General features: G+C 50.3%; 17 protein-coding genes. 12 read left to right on the top strand and 5 right to left on the bottom strand.

From position 1 onward, the window contains the following. Positions 1 to 21 precede the first annotated feature (21 nt). Positions 22 to 1,194, bottom strand: coding sequence for an aminotransferase class I/II-fold pyridoxal phosphate-dependent enzyme (locus tag FO441_RS09865; protein ID WP_145289419.1), 1,173 nt, complete (start codon positions 1,192 to 1,194; stop codon positions 22 to 24). Positions 1,195 to 1,363: 169 nt separating this feature from the next. Between FO441_RS09865 and FO441_RS09860 the strand changes: the two genes are divergently transcribed. Then, a complete protein-coding gene (locus FO441_RS09860) occupies positions 1,364 to 2,110 on the top strand; it encodes a 2-keto-4-pentenoate hydratase (protein ID WP_145289416.1) in 747 nt (248 codons plus the stop codon). Between the two features lie 62 nt (positions 2,111 to 2,172). On the opposite strand, the gene FO441_RS09855 is transcribed toward FO441_RS09860, so the two are convergent. Then, entirely contained in the window at positions 2,173 to 3,237 is a 1,065-nt protein-coding gene (locus tag FO441_RS09855) for a branched-chain amino acid aminotransferase (RefSeq protein WP_145289414.1), read from the bottom strand. Positions 3,238 to 3,256: 19 nt separating this feature from the next. Further along, the gene (locus FO441_RS09850; RefSeq protein WP_145289411.1) at positions 3,257 to 4,696 is read right to left on the bottom strand and encodes a carbon starvation CstA family protein; all 1,440 of its coding nucleotides are present in this window, start codon (positions 4,694 to 4,696) and stop codon (positions 3,257 to 3,259) included. 187 nt (positions 4,697 to 4,883) lie between these two features. On the opposite strand from FO441_RS09850, the gene FO441_RS09845 reads away from it, so the two are divergent. From FO441_RS09845 to FO441_RS09815, 8 genes are all read left to right on the top strand, one after another. After that, positions 4,884 to 5,576, top strand: a complete 693-nt coding sequence (locus FO441_RS09845) for a FadR/GntR family transcriptional regulator (RefSeq protein WP_145289678.1) — start codon at positions 4,884 to 4,886, stop codon at positions 5,574 to 5,576. 52 nt (positions 5,577 to 5,628) lie between these two features. Next, entirely contained in the window at positions 5,629 to 5,802 is a 174-nt protein-coding gene (locus FO441_RS12640; protein WP_186365540.1) for a hypothetical protein, read from the top strand. Between the two features lie 342 nt (positions 5,803 to 6,144). Then, positions 6,145 to 7,887 (top strand): L-lactate permease, encoded by a 1,743-nt coding sequence (locus tag FO441_RS09840; protein WP_145289409.1) that lies wholly within the window; start codon positions 6,145 to 6,147, stop codon positions 7,885 to 7,887. A 28-nt stretch (positions 7,888 to 7,915) separates the two neighbouring features. Beyond that, positions 7,916 to 9,421, top strand: coding sequence for a malate dehydrogenase (quinone) (gene mqo, locus FO441_RS09835; RefSeq protein ID WP_281287303.1), 1,506 nt, complete (start codon positions 7,916 to 7,918; stop codon positions 9,419 to 9,421). Between the two features lie 130 nt (positions 9,422 to 9,551). Beyond that, positions 9,552 to 10,982 (top strand): SLC13 family permease, encoded by a 1,431-nt coding sequence (locus FO441_RS09830; RefSeq protein WP_145289403.1) that lies wholly within the window; start codon positions 9,552 to 9,554, stop codon positions 10,980 to 10,982. A 26-nt stretch (positions 10,983 to 11,008) separates the two neighbouring features. Continuing rightward, positions 11,009 to 12,070, top strand: a complete 1,062-nt coding sequence (locus FO441_RS09825; protein ID WP_145289401.1) for a tartrate dehydrogenase — start codon at positions 11,009 to 11,011, stop codon at positions 12,068 to 12,070. 149 nt (positions 12,071 to 12,219) lie between these two features. Further along, a complete protein-coding gene (locus FO441_RS09820) occupies positions 12,220 to 13,020 on the top strand; it encodes a DUF3100 domain-containing protein (protein ID WP_145289398.1) in 801 nt (266 codons plus the stop codon). Then, positions 13,021 to 13,473, top strand: coding sequence for a hypothetical protein (locus FO441_RS09815; protein WP_145289396.1), 453 nt, complete (start codon positions 13,021 to 13,023; stop codon positions 13,471 to 13,473). A gap of 66 nt (positions 13,474 to 13,539) precedes the next feature. Here the strand turns inward: FO441_RS09815 and FO441_RS09810 are convergent, their stop codons facing one another. Then, complete coding sequence (locus FO441_RS09810; RefSeq protein WP_145289394.1) at positions 13,540 to 13,968, bottom strand: pyridoxamine 5'-phosphate oxidase family protein; 429 nt, start codon at positions 13,966 to 13,968, stop codon at positions 13,540 to 13,542. Between the two features lie 52 nt (positions 13,969 to 14,020). Beyond that, the gene (locus tag FO441_RS09805) at positions 14,021 to 14,902 is read right to left on the bottom strand and encodes a LysR family transcriptional regulator (RefSeq protein ID WP_145289391.1); all 882 of its coding nucleotides are present in this window, start codon (positions 14,900 to 14,902) and stop codon (positions 14,021 to 14,023) included. 118 nt (positions 14,903 to 15,020) lie between these two features. Between FO441_RS09805 and gltB the strand changes: the two genes are divergently transcribed. From gltB to FO441_RS09790, 3 genes are all read left to right on the top strand, one after another. Beyond that, positions 15,021 to 19,490 (top strand): glutamate synthase large subunit, encoded by a 4,470-nt coding sequence (gltB, locus tag FO441_RS09800; RefSeq protein ID WP_145289388.1) that lies wholly within the window; start codon positions 15,021 to 15,023, stop codon positions 19,488 to 19,490. A 16-nt stretch (positions 19,491 to 19,506) separates the two neighbouring features. Then, positions 19,507 to 20,967, top strand: a complete 1,461-nt coding sequence (locus FO441_RS09795; protein WP_145289386.1) for a glutamate synthase subunit beta — start codon at positions 19,507 to 19,509, stop codon at positions 20,965 to 20,967. A 102-nt stretch (positions 20,968 to 21,069) separates the two neighbouring features. Then, positions 21,070 to 22,236, top strand: coding sequence for an MFS transporter (locus FO441_RS09790; RefSeq protein ID WP_145289383.1), 1,167 nt, complete (start codon positions 21,070 to 21,072; stop codon positions 22,234 to 22,236). The last annotated feature ends 23 nt before the right edge of the window (positions 22,237 to 22,259 follow it).

The raw sequence follows: 22,259 nt of genomic DNA, 5'->3' as shown, positions 1-22,259 counted from the left end.
ATTCCTCCTCGGTTTCCTGTCCTACTGTCCGTTTATTTTCGGCTGATACTTTTTAACAAACCGTTCCATGCGCTGCATTCCGACTTCGAGATGTTCCATGGCACTGGCGTAGGAAATTCTGATATGGTTTCTGCCTTCCTTGGCGAAAGCGGAGCCGGGTACAACAGCGACATGCTCCTCTTCAAGCAGACGTTCTGCAAAAGTGATGTCATCAAATCCTGTCCCTTCAACGCTCGGAAAAATATAGAATGCACCCGTCGGCGTCTCGCACGAAAGTCCCATCGCAGTCAGTTTCCCATGGACGAAGTCTCTGCGTTCAATGTATCTTTCATTCATCTCGAGTGGGAAGTGCCGCGTATTCTTGAGTGCTTCAATCGCTGCATACTGGCTTGGCAGCGCAGCACAGATGGAATTGTTCAAGTGGACTCTCAGCACATATCTCATGACTTCGGCCGGCCCGAGTATGAAGCCGAGCCGCCAGCCGGTCATGGCATGGGATTTCGACAGCCCATGGATGATGAACAGCCTGTCATGGAGCGCTTCGAATGAACCGAAGGAGGTATGCTTGCCGGAAAACGTATTTTCGCTGTATATTTCATCGGATATGACGAACACGTCCAGTTCTGCCAGCGTCTCCACCAGTACAGCCATCTCGGGATGGGACAGAGAAACACCCGTCGGATTGGAAGGATGGTTGAATATGATCGCCTTCGTCCTATCCGTGACGGTCTGTCTGATGGCTTCTGCCTCGGGCTTGAAGTTCGATACGGATATGTCCATATGGACAGGTACGCCGCCGTTCAGTCTGACGAGGGAATCGTATCCTGAATATGTCGGCGCAGGGAGGATGACTTCATCGCCCGGTTCGATGATCGTCCTGAGCACAGAATCGAGACCTTCACTGGCACCGTTCGTCACGATGATCTCCTCATCTGGAGCATACGAAAAATTGTATGTATCCTGGAAGAAATCTGCAACACTCTGCCTCAGCTCAAGGAGTCCGGCGTTATGGGAGTATCCTGTCCTGCTTTCGCGGATGGCAGTGACTGCTGCCTCCTTGACGTTCTCCGGAGTTGGGAAGTCCGGCTGTCCGATGGTCAGATTGATGCCATCCGGATATCCGGCCACCTTATTTGAGAAAACTCTTATCCCGGGAACTTGAATTGTCTTTACAATCGGATTGATATCAAGCATGTTATGCCTCCTTCTGGCAATATTGAAAATGAAGTGCGTTAAGAATAGATAGGAATATGATATCAATATTGCACAGCGGTCACAATGCCTAATTCATAATGATGCGAAAATGGCGATAAATATTTATTTTCAGATATGTTATATTAGAATAAAGCAAAGGAGGAGTTTCATGTCGATTGTCGAACAGTTGTACACTGCCTATTCAGCAAATGAACCACTGGCGCTCGGAGCGCTTGATATTGCTTCCATGGAGCAAGCCTACAGAATCCAGAATGCTGTCATGAAGATGAAGGAAGAGAATGGGGAAGTGCTTATGGGATACAAGATCAGCCTGACAAGTCCTGAGACACAGAATCTGTTCAATAGCGACTCGCCGCTCTATGGCGCCATGACGGACCGCACGGTAAAAAAGGAGATCATCCTGTCCGACTACAATGTACCGCTGCTCGAAATGGAGCTTGTCTTTTTGATAGATGAGGAGATTTCTGCGGAGGATACGGAAGTCGAGATCATGAAGAAGTGCCGGGTGGCACCGGGAGCGGAAGTGCCGGATGCAAGGTATAAGGACTGGTTCCCGAATACAACACTAAATGAGATCATTGCCGACGGTGCGGTGAATGGCGCGGTCATATACGGCGAAGCGGAACATTACGATTATGATGCCCTTGATGACATCAAGGGCACGCTGTCGCATAACGGCACTGTCATCAAGGAAGGACGTTCGACAGAAGTGCTTGGCCATCCGGCCAGGGCGATGAAGTGGCTTGCCGGGACACTTGCAGAGGAAGGAAAAGTGCTGGAACCGGGTCTTTTCGTGTCATCAGGAACATTCAATCTGCCGATCAGGCTTGAAACCGGCACCTATCAGGTCGAGTATGAAAATGTAGGCAAAGTATCATTTGAAGTTAAAGCATAAGAAAACCCCTTTGGAGCAGCCACTTTCACAGCGGCACTTCCAAAGGGATTTTTCTACTGATGCTAGAGTTTCACGACCCAGCCGAACGGATCTTCACGCCGTCCATACTGGATGTCCGTGAAGTGGTCATAAAGGTCCTGTGAAACGGGGCCGATCTGGTTGTCATTGACGATGTGATCGACACCGTGGATATTCAGGCGGCCGACTGGCGAGATGACTGCTGCCGTGCCGGCGCCGAATACTTCCGTGATTCTGCCGCTATGCAGATCATTCGCAAGGTCGTCGATATGGATTGATTCCTCTTTCACTGTATAGCCTTTGTATTCGGCAAGTTCAATGAGGGATTTGCGGGTGATGCCCGGCAGGATGGAACCATTCAGCTTCGGCGTAACAAGTTCATTGTCCCGTACGAAGAAGATGTTCATGCTGCCGACTTCTTCAACATATTTCTGTTCGACACCATCCAGCCAGAGTACCTGCTCGTAGCCGAGTTCATTCGCCTTCTTCTGTGCAAGCAGGCTCGCTGCGTAGTTGCCGCTTGCTTTCGCAAAACCGACACCGCCGCGGACCGAGCGGACGAAATCATCCTCCACGTAGAGACTTGACGGGTTCAGCTGATTGCCATAGTAGCTCGCTACCGGCGAGAGGATGATATTGAACTGATAGGATTCAGAAGGTCTGACACCAAGGAATGGTTCATCTGCGAAGACGAAAGGCCTGATATATAGGGACTGTCCCTCGCCATCCGGTACCCAGTCGCGCTCGACTTTCAACAGTTCGAGTAGGGCATCGAGGGCATTCTCTTCATTTATTTCGGGCATGGAAAGACGGGATAGGGACTGGTTCATACGTTTGAAATTCTGATCGGGTCTGAAAACCAGTACGTCGTCGCCATTCTTGTAGGCCTTGAGTCCTTCGAAAACGGATTGACCATAGTGGATGGCCTGGCAGCTCGGGGAGAGCTGGAGATTCTGGTACGGTATGATGGAATGCTCCGACCAGCCATACTCCGGTGTGTACCTGCTTGTAAACATATAATCTGTAAATACTGTACCGAACTTGATGGTTGAAACGTCCGGTTTATTCTTCAACTGGTTTGCCCGTTCTATCTGTAATGTCTGTCCCATATGAATTCCTCCTTAATTGTTAACCGATATGCGTAGGTTTTGCGATGCCTCTGACTCTGTATTTATAGGCGGCTCTGACGTAGAGCGCAGCTGTAGCAAGAACTGGAACCATTCCGAGTACCAGTGATATTTCGTAGCTCATATTCAGTGTTTCAGGTGCGTAGAAGAAGTAGGTGCCGACGACGCCGGTCATGAACAGTGCAGGGATGCCTGCAATGAAGTGGAACTTGCCTTCTTTGATGAGGTAGGCGGTTGCAACCCAGAGCATTGTAGCTGAAACGGTCTGGTTGGTAAAGCCGAGATACCTCCATAGGAAGGAATAGTCGATTGTAGCGAGCAGGAAGGAAGGCACTGCCACACATACTGTCATGATCAGCATCTTCTTTCTGTTGCCGACTTTGACGAAGTTTCCGACTGCTTCGGTCAGGATCATCCGGGAAGAGCGGAGTGCCGTATCACCTGTCGTGATCGGCAGGACGATTGCCCCCATGAATGCCAGGAATGCTCCGGCTGCGCCGAGATATTCGATGGAGATCGTGTCGATGACACCAGCAGGGCCGCCGTTGGCCAGTGCTGCACCAAGGCCTTCCGTACCACCGAAGAATGTCATGCCGGCCGTCGCCCAGATCAGTGCAATGATGCCTTCAGCAATCATGGCACCGAAGAACACGCGTCTTGCATCGGATTCCTTGCGTACAGTACGTGCGATGATCGGACTCTGCGTCGAGTGGAAGCCCGATATGGCGCCACAGGAGATGGTGACCATCAGAAGGGGCCATACAGGCAAGCCTTCAGGATGTGCAGTGGACAGTGTCAAGTTCGGTACTTTGGCGCCTGAGAAGAGGAGGCCGATGAATACCGACACTGCCATGATGATCAGTATCGCACCGAATATCGGGTAGATCTTGCCGATGATCTTGTTGATCGGCAGAACTGTCGCCATAAGGAAGTAGGCGAAAATGACGACCAGAGCAACGAAGAACGGGATGGCTCCGCCTGTCTTCAGTGAAATGAGTTCTGCGGGTCCAGCAGTGAATGCCGCAGCGACAAGGATCATGAGTGCCAGTGAAACGACATAGATGAAAAGCTTTACGCTTTTTCCAAGGTATTTTTCTACAAGTGCAGGAAACTGCGAGCCATTGTTGCGCATGCTCAGCATCCCTGAAAAGTAATCGTGTACTGCGCCAGCGAATATACAGCCGGCGACAATCCAGATGAGTGCGACGGGTCCATATAATGCACCCGCGACTGCGCCGAACACAGGACCAAGTCCTGCGATATTGAGCAGCTGTACTAGCCAGCCCTTGATCGGGTGCATAGGAATATAGTCGACACCGTCACCGCTCTTGTATGCCGGTGTTTCGTTGCTGTCATCGATGACAAAAATTCTCTCAATAATTTTTCCATACACCATATAGCCAAGAATAAGTAGTAGAATGGAAAATGTAAGTGTCAACATATCTAATGCCTCCCTATATTTGAAAATTGTATACATCTTAACAAGTTCGGAGACATAAAGCAACATATTTTCTGATAATTTCGATTTCATTTTTATTACAAATTACTAATATATTGATAAGTTACTGTAAAGATTTGATATGTGCTATCATAATACGGACATTAAGAATTCAAAAGAGGTCGATCCAATGGGCATTTCAAGGAAAAAAATATATGAAGAAATTGCGGACCTGATCATGCAGGATATCAAGGATGGTGTGTTGAATCCAGGCGACCAGCTGCCATCGATTACCAGGATGGCTGAGCACTACCAGGTGTCTTCGGCTTCCATCAGGGAAGCGTTGAATACTCTGAGTGTAATGGACGTCATAGAAGTCAAGCATGGCCAGGGGTCCTATATAAAAGAACGTATGCCTCTCGGTTTCGAACATGAGTTCCAGATCATCACACGGAAGGATATCGAAAACCTGCTGGACCTCCGTAAAATCATCGAGGTCGGCTGCGTGGAGCTGGCATGCAGCCATGCAGATGAAGAAGATCTGGGAAGGATGCAGGATGCGCTCGGCAAGATGCGTACAGCTGTAATGAACAATGAGCTCGGAGAACAGGCGGACTATGAATTCCACATGGCAATCGCACAATCGACGGGCAATCAGATGCTCGTGGATCTGCTCGGTGATGTATCGGAGAAAATGCTTGAGACGATGAAGGAAACAAGAAGAATATGGCTGTATGAAGAGAAGAAATCGATACAGAAGATTTTTGATGAGCATCAGGCCATCTATAGAGCCATTGCAGAAAAAGATTCGGGAAATGCAACAGGCGCAATGATGAGACATCTTGAAGAAGTGGCGACGGTCCTTTTGAAACAGCATAAATGAATGGAAGAGGAGACCTGGAGGTCTCTCAGGCTGTAGACAAAGTCATATTAAAATGACATGTCTGCAGTCTTTTTGTCGGGATGTATGGGAATCTGCAGATCAGGGGGAAGAGTATGCTGAAATCAACAGGCAGCGGGTGCAGGATGGAAAAGCCGGTTCCCTGAACGATAATAGTCCGTCGCCGGTCATCATCACAATCGCCCACGACGGTGAATTAAGCCTCTAACTCGCCATGGTAGCGCCGACGATGGTGAATTAAGCCTCTAACTCACCATGGTAGCGCCCACGATGGTGAGTTGGCCCTCTAACTCGCCATGGTAGACCCCACGATGGTGAATTAGGCCTCTAACTCACCATGGCGACGGCTCCCATTCGGGATCTATCAAAATACATAATAAGAAGACAAACGCCGTGTCAAAACGGGGTTTGTCTTCAATCTGGGAGATCTGGTGGTCTCTTTTTTTTAAAAATAATTTGACAAAAAGAAATCGCTTTCATAGAATATGGAGAGATATAGTCATCTGATGACTGGTTGACTGTAGCCAAATATGGAGTATGGAGGTTATTCATGCTGATTCTAATGAGTCTTTTGCCGATTTTATCCATTTTCTTCTTTCTCGTCATATTAAGGTGGTCAGCCAGAAAAGGGATGTTTTTCAGTTTCATCATTACGGTGCTTATTGCGTATTTCGGCTGGCAGATGGGGGCTGTCAGCATCACAGCAGCGTCGCTGAAGGGTGTCATGACCGCGCTTGAGGTCGGTGTTATTGTTTTCGGCGCAGTACTTCTGCTGAATATGCTCAAGGAGAGTGGTGCAGTGGATACGATACGCGCATCATTCACAAGCATTTCCCCGGACAGAAGAGTGCAGGCAATCATCGTTGCCTGGCTGTTCGGAACATTTCTCGAAGGCGCAGCGGGATGGGGGGCGCCGGCAACGATTGTAGGTCCGCTTCTGATTGCGCTCGGCTTCCCCGCACTGGCTGCAGTGATGGTTGCACTGATGCTGCAGTCCACACCGGTTTCATATGGCGCGGTAGGGACGCCGATCCTCGTCGGGGTGAATACAAGTCTTGAAAATCAGCCTGTCGTCAACAACTACATAGATGGCAGCGGTCAGGAAATGTCGAATTTCATCTTTGAGGTGGGCGGTCAAGTATCAATATTCCATGCCATTGTTGGTCTATTTGTGCCGCTTCTCATGTCGGCCATGCTGACAAAATTCTTCGGCAGGAACAGAAGTTTCAGGGAAGGCTTCGCAGTATGGCCCTTTGCAATCTTTGCAGGACTTGCATTTGTCATTCCATTTACATTGGTCGCCAATTTCCTGGGACCTGAATTTCCATCACTGCTCGGTGGCCTTATTGGGATGGCGATCGTCATTCCGTTAGCGAAGAAAGGATTCCTGATGCCAAAAACCACATTCGATTTTGAGCCGCGTGAATCTTGGCAGAAGTCATGGCTCAGCGATATTGCTGCAGATGTTAAGCCGACAAAGAAGATTTCAATGGTCAAGGCTTGGATGCCTTATGTGCTCGTGGCACTACTGCTGGTTATCACACGCGTCGAGGCACTCGGACTCAAGGCAATCGTTTCAAGCTGGGTCATTTCCTTTGAAAATATATTGGGGACCGACATCACGCACAATCTGACGCCACTCATGATTCCGGGTGTCGTATTCATTGTGGTTGCAATCCTTTCAGGATGGCTGCATGGCCTTGACGGCAAGGGGATGGCAAATGCATTCAAGGTTTCGGGCAGGACGATAGTGGCAGCCATGGCAGCGCTGATTGTTTCCGTACCCCTTGTACAGGTGTTCATCAATTCAGGACTCAACGACGCCGGGTTCGATTCCATGCCGCTTGTACTGGCACAGGGTGCTGCAAGCCTGTTCGGAGATAACTGGCCGCTCGTGTCTCCTGCAATCGGGGCGATGGGCGCCTTTGCCGCCGGCAGCAATACGGTCAGCAACATGATGTTCGGGCTGTTCCAGTTCGGGGTGGCCGACGAGATTGGAGCCAACCCGCTCTATATCGTCGCACTCCAGGCAGTCGGCGGGGCAGCAGGAAATATGATCTGTGTGCATAACGTTGTCGCTGCGAGTGCCGCTGCAGGACTGATCGGCAAAGAGGGGACACTGATATCAAGGCTGCTCATTCCGACAGCATTCTACCTTGTGCTTGCAGGGGCTGTCGGATATGTATGGGTGAACGGACTGGGCTTGAATATAGGGCTTTTCCTTATCATCGCTGTATTGACAGTCCTGCTCACAATGATCTTACGTTCCCAGAAGCGTGCAGAAACAAATTAGAAGAAAATTGCTATTGAAGCAAATCATTATAAATTGGAAAGGTGATTGTAAAATGAAAGATACAGAACCGAAAAAAATCATACTGATAGGTGCTGGTATTCTAAGCAGTACTTTTGGTTCATTTCTAAAGAATATAGAGCCGGACTGGAACATGAAGGTGTTTGAAAGACTGGATAGGCCGGCGATAGAGAGTTCCAACGAAAGGAATAATGCCGGCACAGGCCATGCTGCGTTATGTGAATTGAACTATACGGTCGAACAGGAAGACGGTTCCATAGATATTGAAAAGGCAAAAGAAATAAATGAACAGTTTGAAGTTTCCATGCAGTTCTGGTCCTACCTGGTCAGAAATAAGGAGATACAGAATCCGGAGGAATTCATCCGTCAATTACCTCATATCAGTTTTGTACAGGGCACAGACAATGTGAATTTCCTGAGGAAACGGTATGAGGCATTATCCCCATTGCCGATGTTTGAAGGCATGGAGTATTCGGAGGACCTCAAGCAACTGGAAAAGTGGATCCCTCTGATGACAGAAGGACGTGCATCGGATGCAGTGGTTGCTGCGAGTAAGATGGACACGGGAACGGATGTCAATTTTGGTGAACTGACTCGAAAAATGATGAAAAGTATCAGTGGACACGATAACGCAGAAGTGCATTATAATCACGAGGTCCTTGATTTCGAAAGAAGAAGGGATGGCAAATGGGGCGTCAAGGTCCGTAACCTTGAAGAAGATGAGGTTGAATATCATGTCGCAGATTATATATTCATTGGTGCCGGCGGCAACGCAATTCCCATGCTGCAGAAAACAAAAATTCCGGAGAGCAGGAATCTCGGTGGTTTCCCGATAAGCGGTGCATTTCTAGTGTGTAGGAATCCGGAAATAGTAGCGCGGCATGGTGCCAAAGTCTACGGGAAAGAGCCACCCAATACGCCGCCGATGACAGTGCCGCATCTGGATAGACGGTATATCCAGGGTGACCAGAGTCTGTTGTTTGGGCCTTTTGCAGCTATAGGTCCCAAATTCCTGAAGAATGGCTCCAACCTTGACCTTTTCAGATCCATCAATCCGGGCAACATACTGACCATGCTGTCTGCCGGTGTGAAGAACGTTCCGCTGGTCAAGTATTCCATCCAGCAGGTCATGATGAACAAGGCAGACCGGATGAAGGAGCTGCGGAAATTTGTACCTGAAGCAAAAGACGAGGATTGGGATCTGATCATAGCCGGGAAACGTGTGCAGGTGATCAAAGATACAAAAGAGTATGGAAAGGGATATATTCAATTTGGAACAGAGGTTGTCCACTCCCGGGACAAGTCCGTCATGGCCTTGCTGGGAGAATCTCCAGGCGCTTCTACATCTGTATCTGTTGCACTCGAGGTCTTTGAGAAGAACTTCCCGCAGTATATGGAGAAATGGGAGCCTAAAATAAAGGAGATGATTCCTTCATACGGACACTCCCTGATAGAAGACAGTACCTTGCTGAAGGAAATCCGGAAGGCAAATTCGGAAGATCTTGGTCTGGAATGAAAATGAAGCGGGTTGCCGGTGTGCATGGATTGATTCTTCCAAATTATATTGCAGTGAATGGCTTTGCTTCGGCAGAGCCTTTTTATATAATTGATTCAAATGGATTCTGGATATCAGAGGAGGCAGTCGGATGAGGGACAGGGATAAGCGGACCAGTCGTATGAAATGGAGCCGGATTGCTGTGTTCATTTCTGCTGTCGTCCTGTTCTTTGCCGTCCTCCTGCTTCTGCCGGAGTCGGTATCATGGCCGGCGAGAAGTACGATTGCGATTACGCTGTTTGGACTGGTCCTCTGGGCATTTGCGCCGATTCCGATCGATCTGACCTCAATCATCATCCTCATACTGCTCATCGCGATGAAGGGCACTGAGATGGATGTCATATTGAGCGGATTTGCTTCGCCGGCCGTCTTTCTGATTATTGGTGGCATGATGATGGCGGTGGGTGTGAACCAGACACTTCTCGTCAAACGGATGACCTACTTTCTGCTGGCTCGAATGGGAGGGACGGCCAGGGGGATCTACGTGGGCTTCTTTATTCTGATGCAGATCCAGGCATTCTTCATTCCCGCGACAGCTGTCCGGGCATCGCTCATGGTTCCTGTACTCAGCAGCATCATCGAGGAAACAGGGGTCGACGCGCGCTCGAACTTCAACAAGCTGATGTACATCGGTGCGGCTTTCGGCGGGAATGTCAGTGGAATTGTCGTCCTGACTGCCGGCATCGGCAATATTCTGGCCATAGAAATCTTAAGATTGTATGAAGGTGTCTCGATCTCCTATCTCCAGTGGTTCATCTATGCAGCACCAGTATGGCTGCTGCTCGTACTGGCAACAATGTATATCGTCTGGAGAAGCTACCCGCCTGAAGCGCATTCTTTTGATCGGCTGCAAAATAAGATGCAGGGCAAATACCAGTCGCTCGGCAGGTTGACTGTGGAAGAAAAGAAATGTACTGCAATCCTGGCCGTCACAATCCTGATCTGGTTCACTGAATCGTGGCATGGCTACCATCCGACGTTTGCTGCACTGCTTGCGGTTGTACTGATGTCGCTTCCCGGGACCGGCTTTGCAGACTGGAAGAAGATGCTCGACATCAATTTAGGCATCGTGCTGCTGATCGGTGCAACGCTTTCTCTCGGCTACTCATTGATAGAGTCGGGGGCAATCGATCTATTGGAAGTGCTGATCTCCCCGCAGATTGTACTTGATATATTCAGCAATCCGTGGCTGGCGATTCCGATCGCGATCATACTGTCGCAGGTCTACCACCTCGGTGTGACCAATGTATCGACAGCTGTCATCACACTCATGCCGGTACTGATCAGCCTGTCGGTGCAGGCAGGGGTGGATCCGGTGGTGATCGTCGTGGCCTCCGCGATGGCAATGATGCTCGGTTTTCTGCTGGTTGTCGAAACGATGCCGAACGTTGTCGTGCATGGAACCGGACGGGTCAGCCAGAAGGATTTCCTGTGGCCTGGGCTCTGGCTGACACTTGCAAGCATCGTAATTATGGTTATCATCGCGTATACTTACTGGAGATGGATCGGTTTTTGGCCTTAATCTGACATAACAACAGGAGGATGTATATGAAGAAGATCAAGTTGGCTGTAGTACCTGGGGACGGCATCGGTGTAGAAGTTGTTCCCCACGCTTTGAAAGTCCTCGATACGGTTGCAGAAATGCATGGTGGATTGTCGTTCGAATATGAACATTTCGATTACGGATGCGACTACTATCTCAAGCATGGTGACATGATGGCAGCAGATGGAATGGACCGTCTCAGGGAGTCGGACAGTGTATTCCTCGGTGCTGTCGGGGATGCTTCGAAAGTGCCTGACCACATTTCACTATGGGGGCTGCTGCTCAAGATCAGACGGGAATTCGAACTCGAGATCAACGTCCGTCCGGCCAAGGTGTTCAAGGGCATCCAGTCACCGCTTCGCAACCCGAAAGATTTCGACCTTGTCGTTGTACGAGAGAACAGCGAAGGGGAATACAGTTCCGTCGGCGGAAGAATGTACCATGGGGATAATGAAATTGCCATCCAGAACAACGTATTCTCGAAACGTGCGACGAAACAGGCGATGGTGCATGCCTTCAAGCTTGCACAGTCACGCCGCAGACATGTGACAAGCGCAACGAAATCCAACGGCATTTTCCACTCCATGCCGTTCTGGGATGAAGTGTTCAAAGAGACGGCGGCCGGATATAAAGATATCGATACGGTTTCCCAGCACATCGATGCACTGGCAGCGACGTTTGTCACACACCCGGAACGCTATGACGTCATCGTCGCAAGCAACCTATTCGGAGATGTGCTGACGGATATCGGCGCCGGCATCATGGGCAGCATCGGCATCGCGCCTTCAGCCAACCTGAACCTGAACGGCAGGCATCCGTCCATGTTCGAGCCGGTTCACGGTTCTGCACCGGACATTGTCGGGAAAGGCGTCGCCAATCCGATCGGACAGATCTGGACCGCAAAGCTGCTGCTCGATCACCACGGCGAAGAGGAGATGGGCAGTCTGCTTCTCGATACGATGGAGCAGGTGACGGCAGACGGATTCCTGACACCCGACGTCGGTGGGGACAGGCAGACCGATGACGTGGTGGATGAACTGATCAGAAGGCTTAAAACAAAATCATAGATAGTGATGAGGAATGATCCGCCTGGGCGCGGATCATTTTTTTATTATTCAGAATAGGTTTGTTGTTATTTATTGCTTGTGATAATATTCAGTTTAATCATAAGAGTGCTTATGAAAATGAAACCATTGATTGGGAAAAGGAGTATTTTATGAGCGAGAAAGTGGAACTGAAATCCATCCTGAAAGACTGGCGGCTGCATGCGGTCGTGCTGGTCATCGTCATATTGACCGAATTCATTGGCCAGATTTCGATTCCTGTCGGACCGGGTGCAATACTGCTGCTGCCGATGCTGTATGCACTGGCAATCGGATTCGGTCTTTATTTTACGCCGGTCATCAAAAAGAAGCAGTCGAAGAACGCAGAACCGCTGATTGTCATGGGTGTCGGCGTACTCATTGCCAAAATCGGTGTTGTCATCGGTCCACAGATCGAAGACCTGATTGCGGTCGGGCCGGCACTGCTGCTGCAGGAGCTCGGTAATCTCGGGACGATCCTGCTGGCGCTTCCGGTGGCGATATGGCTTGGTATGAAGCGTGAAAGTGTCGGCATGACGCACTCCATCGGACGGGAGCCGAACGTCGGTCTGATCATGGACCGCTACGGTTTCGATTCCCCGGAAGGACGGGGCGTCATGACAATGTATATTTTCGGTACGGTGTTCGGTGCCATCTTCCTCGGACTGATTGCAGGTCTGCTGGCGACAGTGACACCGATCCACCCGCTATCCTTTGCGCTCGCATCCGGCGTGGGCAGCGGCAGCATGATGGCAGCAGGCAGCGGTACATTGATAGCAGCCTACCCGGAACTCGAGTCGCAGATCATCGCACTAGCCGGAGCAAGCAACCTGATCTCTCTTGCCACCGGACTCTACGTCAGTATGCTGATTGGACTCCCGTTGGCCAACAAGATCTATGCGCTGATGAATAGAAACAAGGCTGGAGGAGAGTAGATGATGAAAAAAATAATGGACTGGACACTAATCCTTCTCATATTTGCAGGCGTCACCCTGCTTGGCAACATGATTGGCTACGACATCTATAGCTTTGGCGCTGTTCCAGGCATACTTGTGCTGATTGCCATCGCGCTGCTCGGCATGATCATGGAAGAATACATACCTGTAAATATTCCGGCAGTCGGCTATATCGCACTGATCGGCATCATCATTTCCGTACCATGGTTCCCCGGTTCTGCCTACATCGTCGATTGGACGAGCCAAATAGAACTGCTTGCCATCACAACACCGATTCTTGCCTATGCCGGCATATCCATCGGCAGGAACTGGCTGGATTTCAAGGAGATGGGCTGGAAATCCCTTATTGTTGCGATACTCGTGTTCATTGGGACATTTCTTGGCTCTGCCCTGATTGCCGAAGTTGTATTGAGAATACAGGGCATCATATAGAATGAACGACCTGCTTCCGGTTGATGGAAGCAGGTCGTTTTCAGCTCTGATGCCTTATATTCATTTTTATAGTTCTACAGTCCTCGGTTCTGTATCGTCATCATTCATAATTCTTGCGGCCTCGATATCGATCTTGATGATCTGAAGGTCGCCTTCCTCTTTCAGCTTTTCATAACGCTTGCCGAGATTTGAAAGCAAATTGTCCACATCCGATGACACTTCCTCCGGCAAGCTTGCTTGACCTTGAATCTCTACATATCTTTCACCCAGGTCGTCCCTCTCTTCATAGCCGAGCAGTACGTGGGCGTGCGGGTTTTCTTCAAGGTCTTCCACTTTATACGTGTCTTGCTTTGTATACGTGTACAATGTCAGCCCATCATTATAGAAATACATGTAGCGGCTGATCGGCTTGTTGTCACGGATGGTAGCCAGGGTCCCAATCTTATTGTTGTCCAGAATCTCTTTCAAAGTGCTTTTGAAGTCTTCTCTATTCATGAAATTCCCTCCTATTTTATAGCTATGTCACTTCTACCCTTTATCATCGAATCTAATCTGAATATGGCTGAAATAACGGACTGAATGACTGGTGCAACTGGTTGTACCATCTCTTTACAAATGTCTTCTGGTTGTCCTTCCGCATGCTGACGTACATCGGGTGCTTGATGTTCAGATGGTTCAGACTGTGGACGGTGAAGTTCGGATAGCTGTAGGTGAGCTGCTTCGTCTCTTCGCGGGTGAGTATGGCGACATGTCCATGATCGATCAGAAGGTGCTGGATGATGGTCATGTCCTTGTAGGTGCCGATATCCTCACGCCTGAACAGCTGGCTGCTGTCGAATACCGGATCATAGGTGACCAGCGGGAACTCTTCGAGCTCATTGAAGGAAGCGCGGGTGGGCAGCTGAACGCTGTTGCTTTCCCTGAATACATAATAGTAGTTCTGTTCGAAAAGGAGGGCACTCTGGATGTTGTGGTGATCGGCTCTGTTTGCTGATATGACGATGTCGAGTGTTTCATCCAGCAGTTTTTCCTCGACGCTCGCTTCATCCAGTGTATGGATGGCGAATTCAACTTCTTCATTCTGTTTCAGAAACTGGTTCAGGGACTGGAGCACCTTCGAAGTCATGTCGGATCGTGTGATATGAATATTCAGTGTATATTTTTTCAATATGTTCTCTTCATTGATCTTTTCTTTAGATCTTTCGACGGCATCGATGATGCTTACGGCGTCTTCGTAAAATAGTTTACCTGCATCGGTCAACTTGATATTTCTGCCGACCCTATTGAAAAGTTTGACCCCAAGGTCACCTTCCAGCATATTGATCTGCCTGGAAAGTGCCGACTGGGCAACGTTCAAGGACAATGCGGCTTCAGTCATATGCTCCTGCCTGGCCGTTTCGATGAAATATTTCAGCTGTTTAATCTCCATATTTTCATCACCAATCTAATTTTGATATTAATATTATATCATTGATATATTGATTGTATAGGTGGTTCGGATGATAATATAGACTTACTAAAATATTCTGAAAAAGAGGTGACCTGGTATGAGTCTGTATCAGCCAATCAAACAAAAAGGTTTATATCATTATATGGACGAACACGACGCATGCGGCATCGGTTTCTATGCCAATATGGATAATATCCGTTCCCATGGTGTCGTCATCAAATCTCTTGAAATGCTCGAGAGATTGGATCACCGGGGTGGTGTCGGTAATGATGGTGTGACAGGTGATGGCGCTGGTATCATGACTGAAATACCACATGCACTCCTGCAGGAAGAGGTTGATGGTCTCCCCGGATTCGGTCAATATTCCGTCGGCATGTATCTGATCGATACCGGGGCATCTCTCGACACTTTCAAGAAAGTCGTAGAGGAGACAGTATCGGCAGAAGGCCAGCGTGTCATCGCCTTCAGGGATCTGCCGGTCAACGACGATGTGCTGGCGGACAACGTCCGTGAAACGGTGCCCCAGTTCATGCAGGTGGTCACAGACTGCCACGAGGCGCTTGACCTCTATTACATGAGGAAAATGATCGAGCAGAACCTCGAGGCCGCACATATCGGACACTACGTCGCTTCATTCTCAAATGAGACGATCGTCTATAAAGGGTGGCTGCGTGCCGGCCAGATCAAGCAGTTCTATGTGGACTTGAATGATTCGCGCTATGTGTCGAAGTTCGGTTCCGTCCATTCCCGCTTCAGTACGAATACATTCCCGAGCTGGGCGCGTGCGCACCCGAACCGCCTGCTGATGCATAACGGTGAAATCAATACCATCAAAGGCAATATGAACTGGATGAAAGCCCGCACGAAGCAGTGGCTGGTGGATACATTCGGTGAGAAGGGCAGAAAAATAGAAGCCATCATCGATGAATCAGGCAGTGACTCGGCCATCGTCGACAATGTCATGGAATTTATGAGTCTCTCGATGTCACCGGAGCAGGCGGCGATGATCATGATTCCGGAACCTTGGAAGTATCAGGACTATGACAACCCGTCCGTCAAGGATTTCTACGAGTTCTACAGCTATCTGATGGAACCGTGGGACGGCCCGACAATGATCAGCTTCTGTGACAACCATAAGCTTGGTGCACTGACGGACCGCAACGGTCTGCGTCCGGGTCGCTACTATGTCACAAAAAGCAATGAAATCATCTACTCCTCCGAAGTCGGCGTCGTTGATGTCGAAGAGTCGGAAGTACTCTATAAAGGGCAGTTGAGCCCAGGCAAGCTGCTGCTGGTCGACTTCGACCAGTCGAAGATCATCGAGAACGATGAACTGAAGCATGACATTGCCACACAGAAACCGTACAGCGAATGGATGTCACAGAAGCGCAGTGAGCATGTAGAGCCGGCGCCATTCAAACGTGAGCCGGTCGACAAGGACACACTGCATGAAGTGCTCGTCCGCTTCGGCTATACGAAAGAAGATATCGAGAAATATATGAAGCCGCTGACGCGTGAGGTGAAGGATCCGATCGGTGCAATGGGCTTCGACCAGCCGCTTGCATTCCTGTCGAGCCATTCAAAGCTGCTGTTCGACTACTTCAAGCAGCACTTTGCACAAGTGACAAATCCGCCGCTCGATTCCTATCGCGAGAAGATTGTAACGAGTGAAATCACCTACCTCGGCAAGGAAGGCCATCTGCTGGCACCGGGTGTAAAGGCGGTCGACCGTGTCCAGCTGGAGCTTCCGGTCATCGACCAGCGCGTCATGGACCGTGAGGATGTAAAACGTCTCGGCGTCATCGAAATAGACGCAACATATACAGGTTCACTCAAGGATGCACTATCATCTATCCAGTATCAGGCTGCCGAGCAGGCTGAGAAGCACGGTGTCATCGTGCTGACTGATGAGCGCATTCTGGAGGAGTCGGGCAGATATGCCATTCCATCACTTCTTGCCACAAGTGCAGTCCATCAGGCGCTCATCAATAGTGAATGCCGCACGAAGACGAGCATCGTCGTAAGAACGGCTGAAGTCAGGGAAGTGCATCACGTTGCGACACTGATCGGATTCGGTGCCAATGCGGTCCAGCCGTACATTGCACAGGAGACCCTCGTTTCGGTCTCCGGAGGAGATACAAAGGCTGTTGCTGTCTACAACAAGGCACTGACGGAAGGACTCATCAAAGTCATGGCGAAGATGGGCATTTCAACTGTCCAGAGCTATCATGGCGCACAGGTATTCGAAGCCGTCGGTCTCGGCAAATCCGTCATGCACGACTACTTCGGCAGTGCACCGTCCAAGATTGGCGGCCTGTCGATTGAAGATATCGATTATAGAAATAAGCAGATGCAGGATAGAAGGCTCGATCATCTCGAATCCGGAAGCAGATTTCAATGGCGCCAGCAGGGTGAAGACCATGTCATCAACCCGAACTCCATCCGACTGCTGCAGATCGCCTGCCGTACCAATGATAAGAAAGCGTATGAAGAATACAAGACATACATGCATGGCAGTCAGAATTCAAGCATCCGTCACCTATTGAAGTTCAAGAACCGACGCCCGATCGACATCGAGCAGGTCGAATCGAAGGAAGAGATCGTGAAGCGTTTCAAGACAGGCGCGATGAGTTTCGGATCCCTCTCCCAGGAGGCGCATGAAACGCTTGCTGAAGCGATGAACCAGATTGGTGGACGCAGCAACAGTGGTGAAGGCGGAGAACACCGCGAACGTTTTGCACCGAAAGCGGATGGCAGGAACCTGAACAGTGCCATCAAGCAGGTGGCTTCGGGACGATTCGGCGTCAACAGCGAGTACCTGAACAGCGCCAAGGAAATCCAGATCAAAGTGGCACAGGGGGCAAAGCCGGGTGAAGGTGGACAGCTGCCAGGACAGAAAGTGTATCCATGGGTTGCTGAAATCCGCAACTCGACACCAGGTGTCGGTCTGATCTCACCGCCACCGCACCATGACATCTATTCCATCGAGGATCTGGCCCAGCTGATCCATGACTTGAAGAATGCCAACAAGGATGCGGACATTTCGGTGAAGCTCGTTGCCAAAGGCGGCGTCGGTACGATTGCTGCCGGTGTAGCGAAAGCCTATGCCGATAAGATTGTCATCAGCGGCTTTGATGGTGGTACAGGTGCCTCGCCTCTGACAAGTATCCAGCATGCTGGACTGCCGTGGGAACTCGGTCTGACGGAAGCCCATCAGACATTGCAGCTGAATGGATTGAGGTCCAGGGTCACGCTTGAGACGGACGGCAAGCTCATGACCGGTCGTGATGTAGCAATTGCGTGCGCGCTTGGCGCAGAAGAATTCGCATTCGCGACGGCACCGCTTGTCGTACTCGGCTGCATCATGATGCGTGTCTGCCATAAGGATACGTGTCCGGTCGGCATCGCCACCCAGAATGGCGATCTGCGCAAGCTCTATACCGGCAAGGCGGAGCACGTGGTCAACTTCATGCACTTTATTGCTGAAGATATCAGGGAGATTCTGGCCGAGCTTGGTCTGGAATCCATGGATGATCTCGTCGGTGCGGTCGAGCACCTTGAAGTGGATACCGAAAAGACGGCCAACCATCATCTCGGTGAGCTCGATCTGTCTCCACTGCTGACGCCGATTGATGGCGCCAGAAGAAAGGTGGACGTCCAGAAGCACCCGTTCGAATGGTCACTCGATGACCTCAACCTGCTGCCTGACTTCGAAGAGAAGGTGGCTGCAGGCGAGCCGCATGAAGCGGCATACCATGTCAGGAACAGACACAGGAACATCGGTACCCAGCTTGGCAGTCTGATCACAAAGAAGCAGGGCATGACGACGCTCGATACCGGCACATACAAGGTGAACACATTCGGTCATGCCGGTCAGAGCTACGGTGCATTCATACCGAAAGGTCTGTCGATGCACCACATCGGAGACTTGAACGACTATGTCGGCAAGGGCATCTCCGGTGGACGCATCATCGTCGAGGCGCCCGTTGCGGAAAGAAGCCGTGACATCATCGTCGGCAACGTCTGCCTGTACGGTGCAATCGATGGCCAGGTGTTCATCAACGGTGTCGCGGGTGAGCGCTTTGGTGTCAGGAACAGTGGCGCGGAAGTTGTTGTCGAAGGCATCGGTGACCACGGGCTCGAATATATGACAGGTGGCCGTGTCGTCATCATCGGCAGCATCGGCAAGAACTTTGCTGCAGGCATGAGCGGTGGCATCGCCTATATCATCAATGAGAAGTCCGTCATCGAGAACCAGGTCAACATGAACCATGAAATGATTGAAGTCGGCCTTGTGGAAGACAGGGAAGAGCTCGCAAAAGTGATGCACATGCTCTATGACCATCAGGAATTCACCAATAGTGGCAGAGCAAGTGACGCAATCAGGAAAATAGAAGCAGGGGAACTGGAAATCATCAAGGTCATCCCGACTGAATATAGGAAAATGCAGCAGAAAATCCGCTATGGTCTCGAAAACAAGCACTCCCAGGCGGAAGCGGAACTGAAAGCATTCAACGGAGAACTGGTCTTCGAAGACAAAGAACTGGATAAGATGAATATATTCTAGAAAGGAGCGGTGTGAAATGGGCGAATTTAAAGGATTCATGAACTACAGCCGAAAAGCGCTGGCGGAAGCGGATCTGAAAGAGAGGCTCTCCAATTACGAAGCGTTCCAGCATCGCTTCTGCAATGAGGAGGCAAGTGAACAGGGCGCGCGCTGCATGGAATGTGGCACGCCTTTCTGCCAGACGGGTTCCAGTGTCGGCAAGGAAACGGTCGGCTGCCCGATCGGCAACTACATTCCTGAATGGAACGACCTTGTATATAAAGGCCAGTTCAAGGAAGCCTACAGACGTCTGATGGAAACCAACAACTTCCCGGAATTCACCGGAAATGTATGCCCGGCGCCATGTGAATCTTCATGCGTGCTGTCCATCAACAGCGACCCGGTTGCGATCAAAGGCATCGAGCGCACCATCATCGATGAAGCATTCGAGCAGGGGTGGGTCGAGCCGAGGACACCGAATCATAGACTCGAGACACGCATCGCCATCATCGGCAGCGGTCCGGCAGGGATGACAGCAGCGGATGAGATGAACGCATGGGGACACAACGTGGATGTATATGAGAGGGACTTCAAACCGGGCGGGCTGCTGAGATACGGCATTCCGAACATGAAGCTTGATAAAGCGGTCGTCGAGCGCAGAGTCGAACTGATGGAGGCAGCCGGTGTCAATTTCATCTGCGATGTCGAGGTCGGCAAGGACGTGACGTATGAGGAGCTGGACGAAAAGTATGATGCCATCATCGTTGCCACAGGCGCGCGCAAGCAGAGGGATCTGAAGCTTGAAGGCAGGCAGAGCAAGGATATCCAGTTTGCGATGGACTATCTCACAGAGCAGATCCAGTATCAGTTCGATGAGATCGAATCGCCATCCATCACTGCCAAGGACAAGCACGTCATCGTCATCGGTGGTGGGGATACAGGTGCCGACTGTGTGGCAATGGCTTTGAGGGAAGGATGCAAATCCGTCTTCCAGCTGAACAAGTATGATCGTCTGCCGGACAAGGTCGACGGCAACCCGTTCTGGCCACTGCAGAAGCAGGTATTCAAGCTGGACTACGCCCATGCGGAATATGAAAGCAGATTTGGCCAGGAGCCACGTGCATACGGAGTACAGACGATGGCATATGATGTCGACCTGGTCGGCGATCTGAACGGCATACAGACACAAGTGCTCAGCCAGCAGCCGCTTACGGATGTAACGATGGAAGATCAGGAACGCTATTTCAAGGCAGATCTTGTGCTGCTTTCCATCGGTTTCGAAGGCGTGGAGAGCGCGCTGCCGAAAGCATTCCAGCTGCATCTTGAAAACAACAGGATTGCTGCAGATGACCATGACTACAAGACGAACCGCAGGAAAGTATTCGCTGCGGGAGATGCCAGACGCGGCCAGAGCCTCGTGGTATGGGCAATAAAAGAAGGGCGCGAAGTCGCTCGTGCCGCACATAAATTTGCTGTACAGAACAGAATCCATTCATAAATGGAATGCCGGTCTCAATGACCGGCTTTTTTGTGTTTTCATCAAATATGGTATGATGTGGATTGAATAGCGGGATAGTCATACATATTAAGGAATGGTCAAATGGGAAAAGAACGTCTTTGGACAAAAGACTTTGTCATTGTATTCATATTCAACTTCTTCATCATGCTCGCAATGTTTCTGCTGATGGTCACGATCAGCGGCTACGCGGTGGATGAATTCAATGTATCCACCAGCACAGCAGGGCTTGTAGCCGGCATCTTCATCGTCGGTTCACTGATCGGCCGGATTCTGACCGGCCATCAGCTGAGTCTACTCGGTGCGAAGAAGATCATGTATATCGGGACGGCGATGTTCATCGTCACATACGGCCTTTACTTCATCGCAGGAAACTTGCCCACGCTGCTGCTGGTCCGCTTCTTCAATGGACTGGCCAATGGGGTCGCAACGACAGCAGTCGGGACCATCGCAGCACTCGCACTGCCGAAGTCGCGCCGGGGAGAGGGCATCAGCTACTTCAGTCTGAGCTTTGTCATGGCCACGGCACTCGGTCCGTTCATGGTGTTCTTTCTGCTGCAGCATATCACTTATCAGACATTGTTCATGATTGTGTTCGGGCTTGTACTGATTGCCAGTGTCTTCACCATCTTCGTCAAGACGGACAATACGACGGTCGACCTGTCGAAAGAGCCGAAGCCCAAGTTTGAATGGATTGATAAGAATGCCATGCCGATCGGCGTCGTTGTGCTGATCATCTGCATGACATATTCGACAGTATTGTCGTTCATTTCACTCTTTGCAGAAGAACAGAATCTGGTTGCCACTGCGAGCTACTTCTTCCTTGTCTATGCATCCATCATTCTGATTACACGTCCCGTTACAGGCAGAATCATGGATCAGCGTGGTGCCAATATCGTCATCTATCCTTCGTTTGCCGTGCTCGCGCTCGGCTATCTGGCGCTCGGACAGACGTCTTCCGGTTTCATGCTGCTGCTGTCCGGTGTGCTCCTCGGGTTCGGCTACGGCAACTTCCAGTCGATCACCCAGGCGCTGTGCATCAAAGTGGCGGATGCTAAAAATGTCGGCCTTGCCACTTCGACTTATTTCATCGCTTTGGATTTCGGCCTTGGCGTAGGTTCCTACATTCTCGGCACACTGGTACCGACCCTCGGCTACAGCGGACTCTACAGCTCGATGGTTGTACTCGTCGTCTTGGGAATCATCGTGTACTACATGGTCTATGGCAGATATGAACGCCGCAGAATATAGAAAAAAGGGGTGTGTTCAGAAGA

It is taken from the genome of Salinicoccus cyprini (genome assembly GCF_007713705.1).
GTDB classification, from domain to species: domain Bacteria; phylum Bacillota; class Bacilli; order Staphylococcales; family Salinicoccaceae; genus Salinicoccus; species Salinicoccus cyprini.
The sequence above is the reverse complement of the archived record's forward strand: the minus strand, read 5'-3'. Positions and strand labels throughout refer to the sequence as shown.

Coding starts and splice junctions, on each gene's coding strand:
- FO441_RS09865 (WP_145289419.1), bottom strand. CDS start 1,194: ATGCTTGATATCAATCCGATTGTAAAGACAATTCAAGTTCCCGGGATA.
- FO441_RS09860 (WP_145289416.1), top strand. CDS start 1,364: ATGTCGATTGTCGAACAGTTGTACACTGCCTATTCAGCAAATGAACCA.
- FO441_RS09855 (WP_145289414.1), bottom strand. CDS start 3,237: ATGGGACAGACATTACAGATAGAACGGGCAAACCAGTTGAAGAATAAA.
- FO441_RS09850 (WP_145289411.1), bottom strand. CDS start 4,696: ATGTTGACACTTACATTTTCCATTCTACTACTTATTCTTGGCTATATG.
- FO441_RS09845 (WP_145289678.1), top strand. CDS start 4,884: ATGGGCATTTCAAGGAAAAAAATATATGAAGAAATTGCGGACCTGATC.
- FO441_RS12640 (WP_186365540.1), top strand. CDS start 5,629: ATGACATGTCTGCAGTCTTTTTGTCGGGATGTATGGGAATCTGCAGAT.
- FO441_RS09840 (WP_145289409.1), top strand. CDS start 6,145: ATGCTGATTCTAATGAGTCTTTTGCCGATTTTATCCATTTTCTTCTTT.
- FO441_RS09830 (WP_145289403.1), top strand. CDS start 9,552: ATGAGGGACAGGGATAAGCGGACCAGTCGTATGAAATGGAGCCGGATT.
- FO441_RS09825 (WP_145289401.1), top strand. CDS start 11,009: ATGAAGAAGATCAAGTTGGCTGTAGTACCTGGGGACGGCATCGGTGTA.
- FO441_RS09820 (WP_145289398.1), top strand. CDS start 12,220: ATGAGCGAGAAAGTGGAACTGAAATCCATCCTGAAAGACTGGCGGCTG.
- FO441_RS09815 (WP_145289396.1), top strand. CDS start 13,021: ATGATGAAAAAAATAATGGACTGGACACTAATCCTTCTCATATTTGCA.
- FO441_RS09810 (WP_145289394.1), bottom strand. CDS start 13,968: ATGAATAGAGAAGACTTCAAAAGCACTTTGAAAGAGATTCTGGACAAC.
- FO441_RS09805 (WP_145289391.1), bottom strand. CDS start 14,902: ATGGAGATTAAACAGCTGAAATATTTCATCGAAACGGCCAGGCAGGAG.
- gltB (WP_145289388.1), top strand. CDS start 15,021: ATGAGTCTGTATCAGCCAATCAAACAAAAAGGTTTATATCATTATATG.
- FO441_RS09795 (WP_145289386.1), top strand. CDS start 19,507: ATGGGCGAATTTAAAGGATTCATGAACTACAGCCGAAAAGCGCTGGCG.
- FO441_RS09790 (WP_145289383.1), top strand. CDS start 21,070: ATGGGAAAAGAACGTCTTTGGACAAAAGACTTTGTCATTGTATTCATA.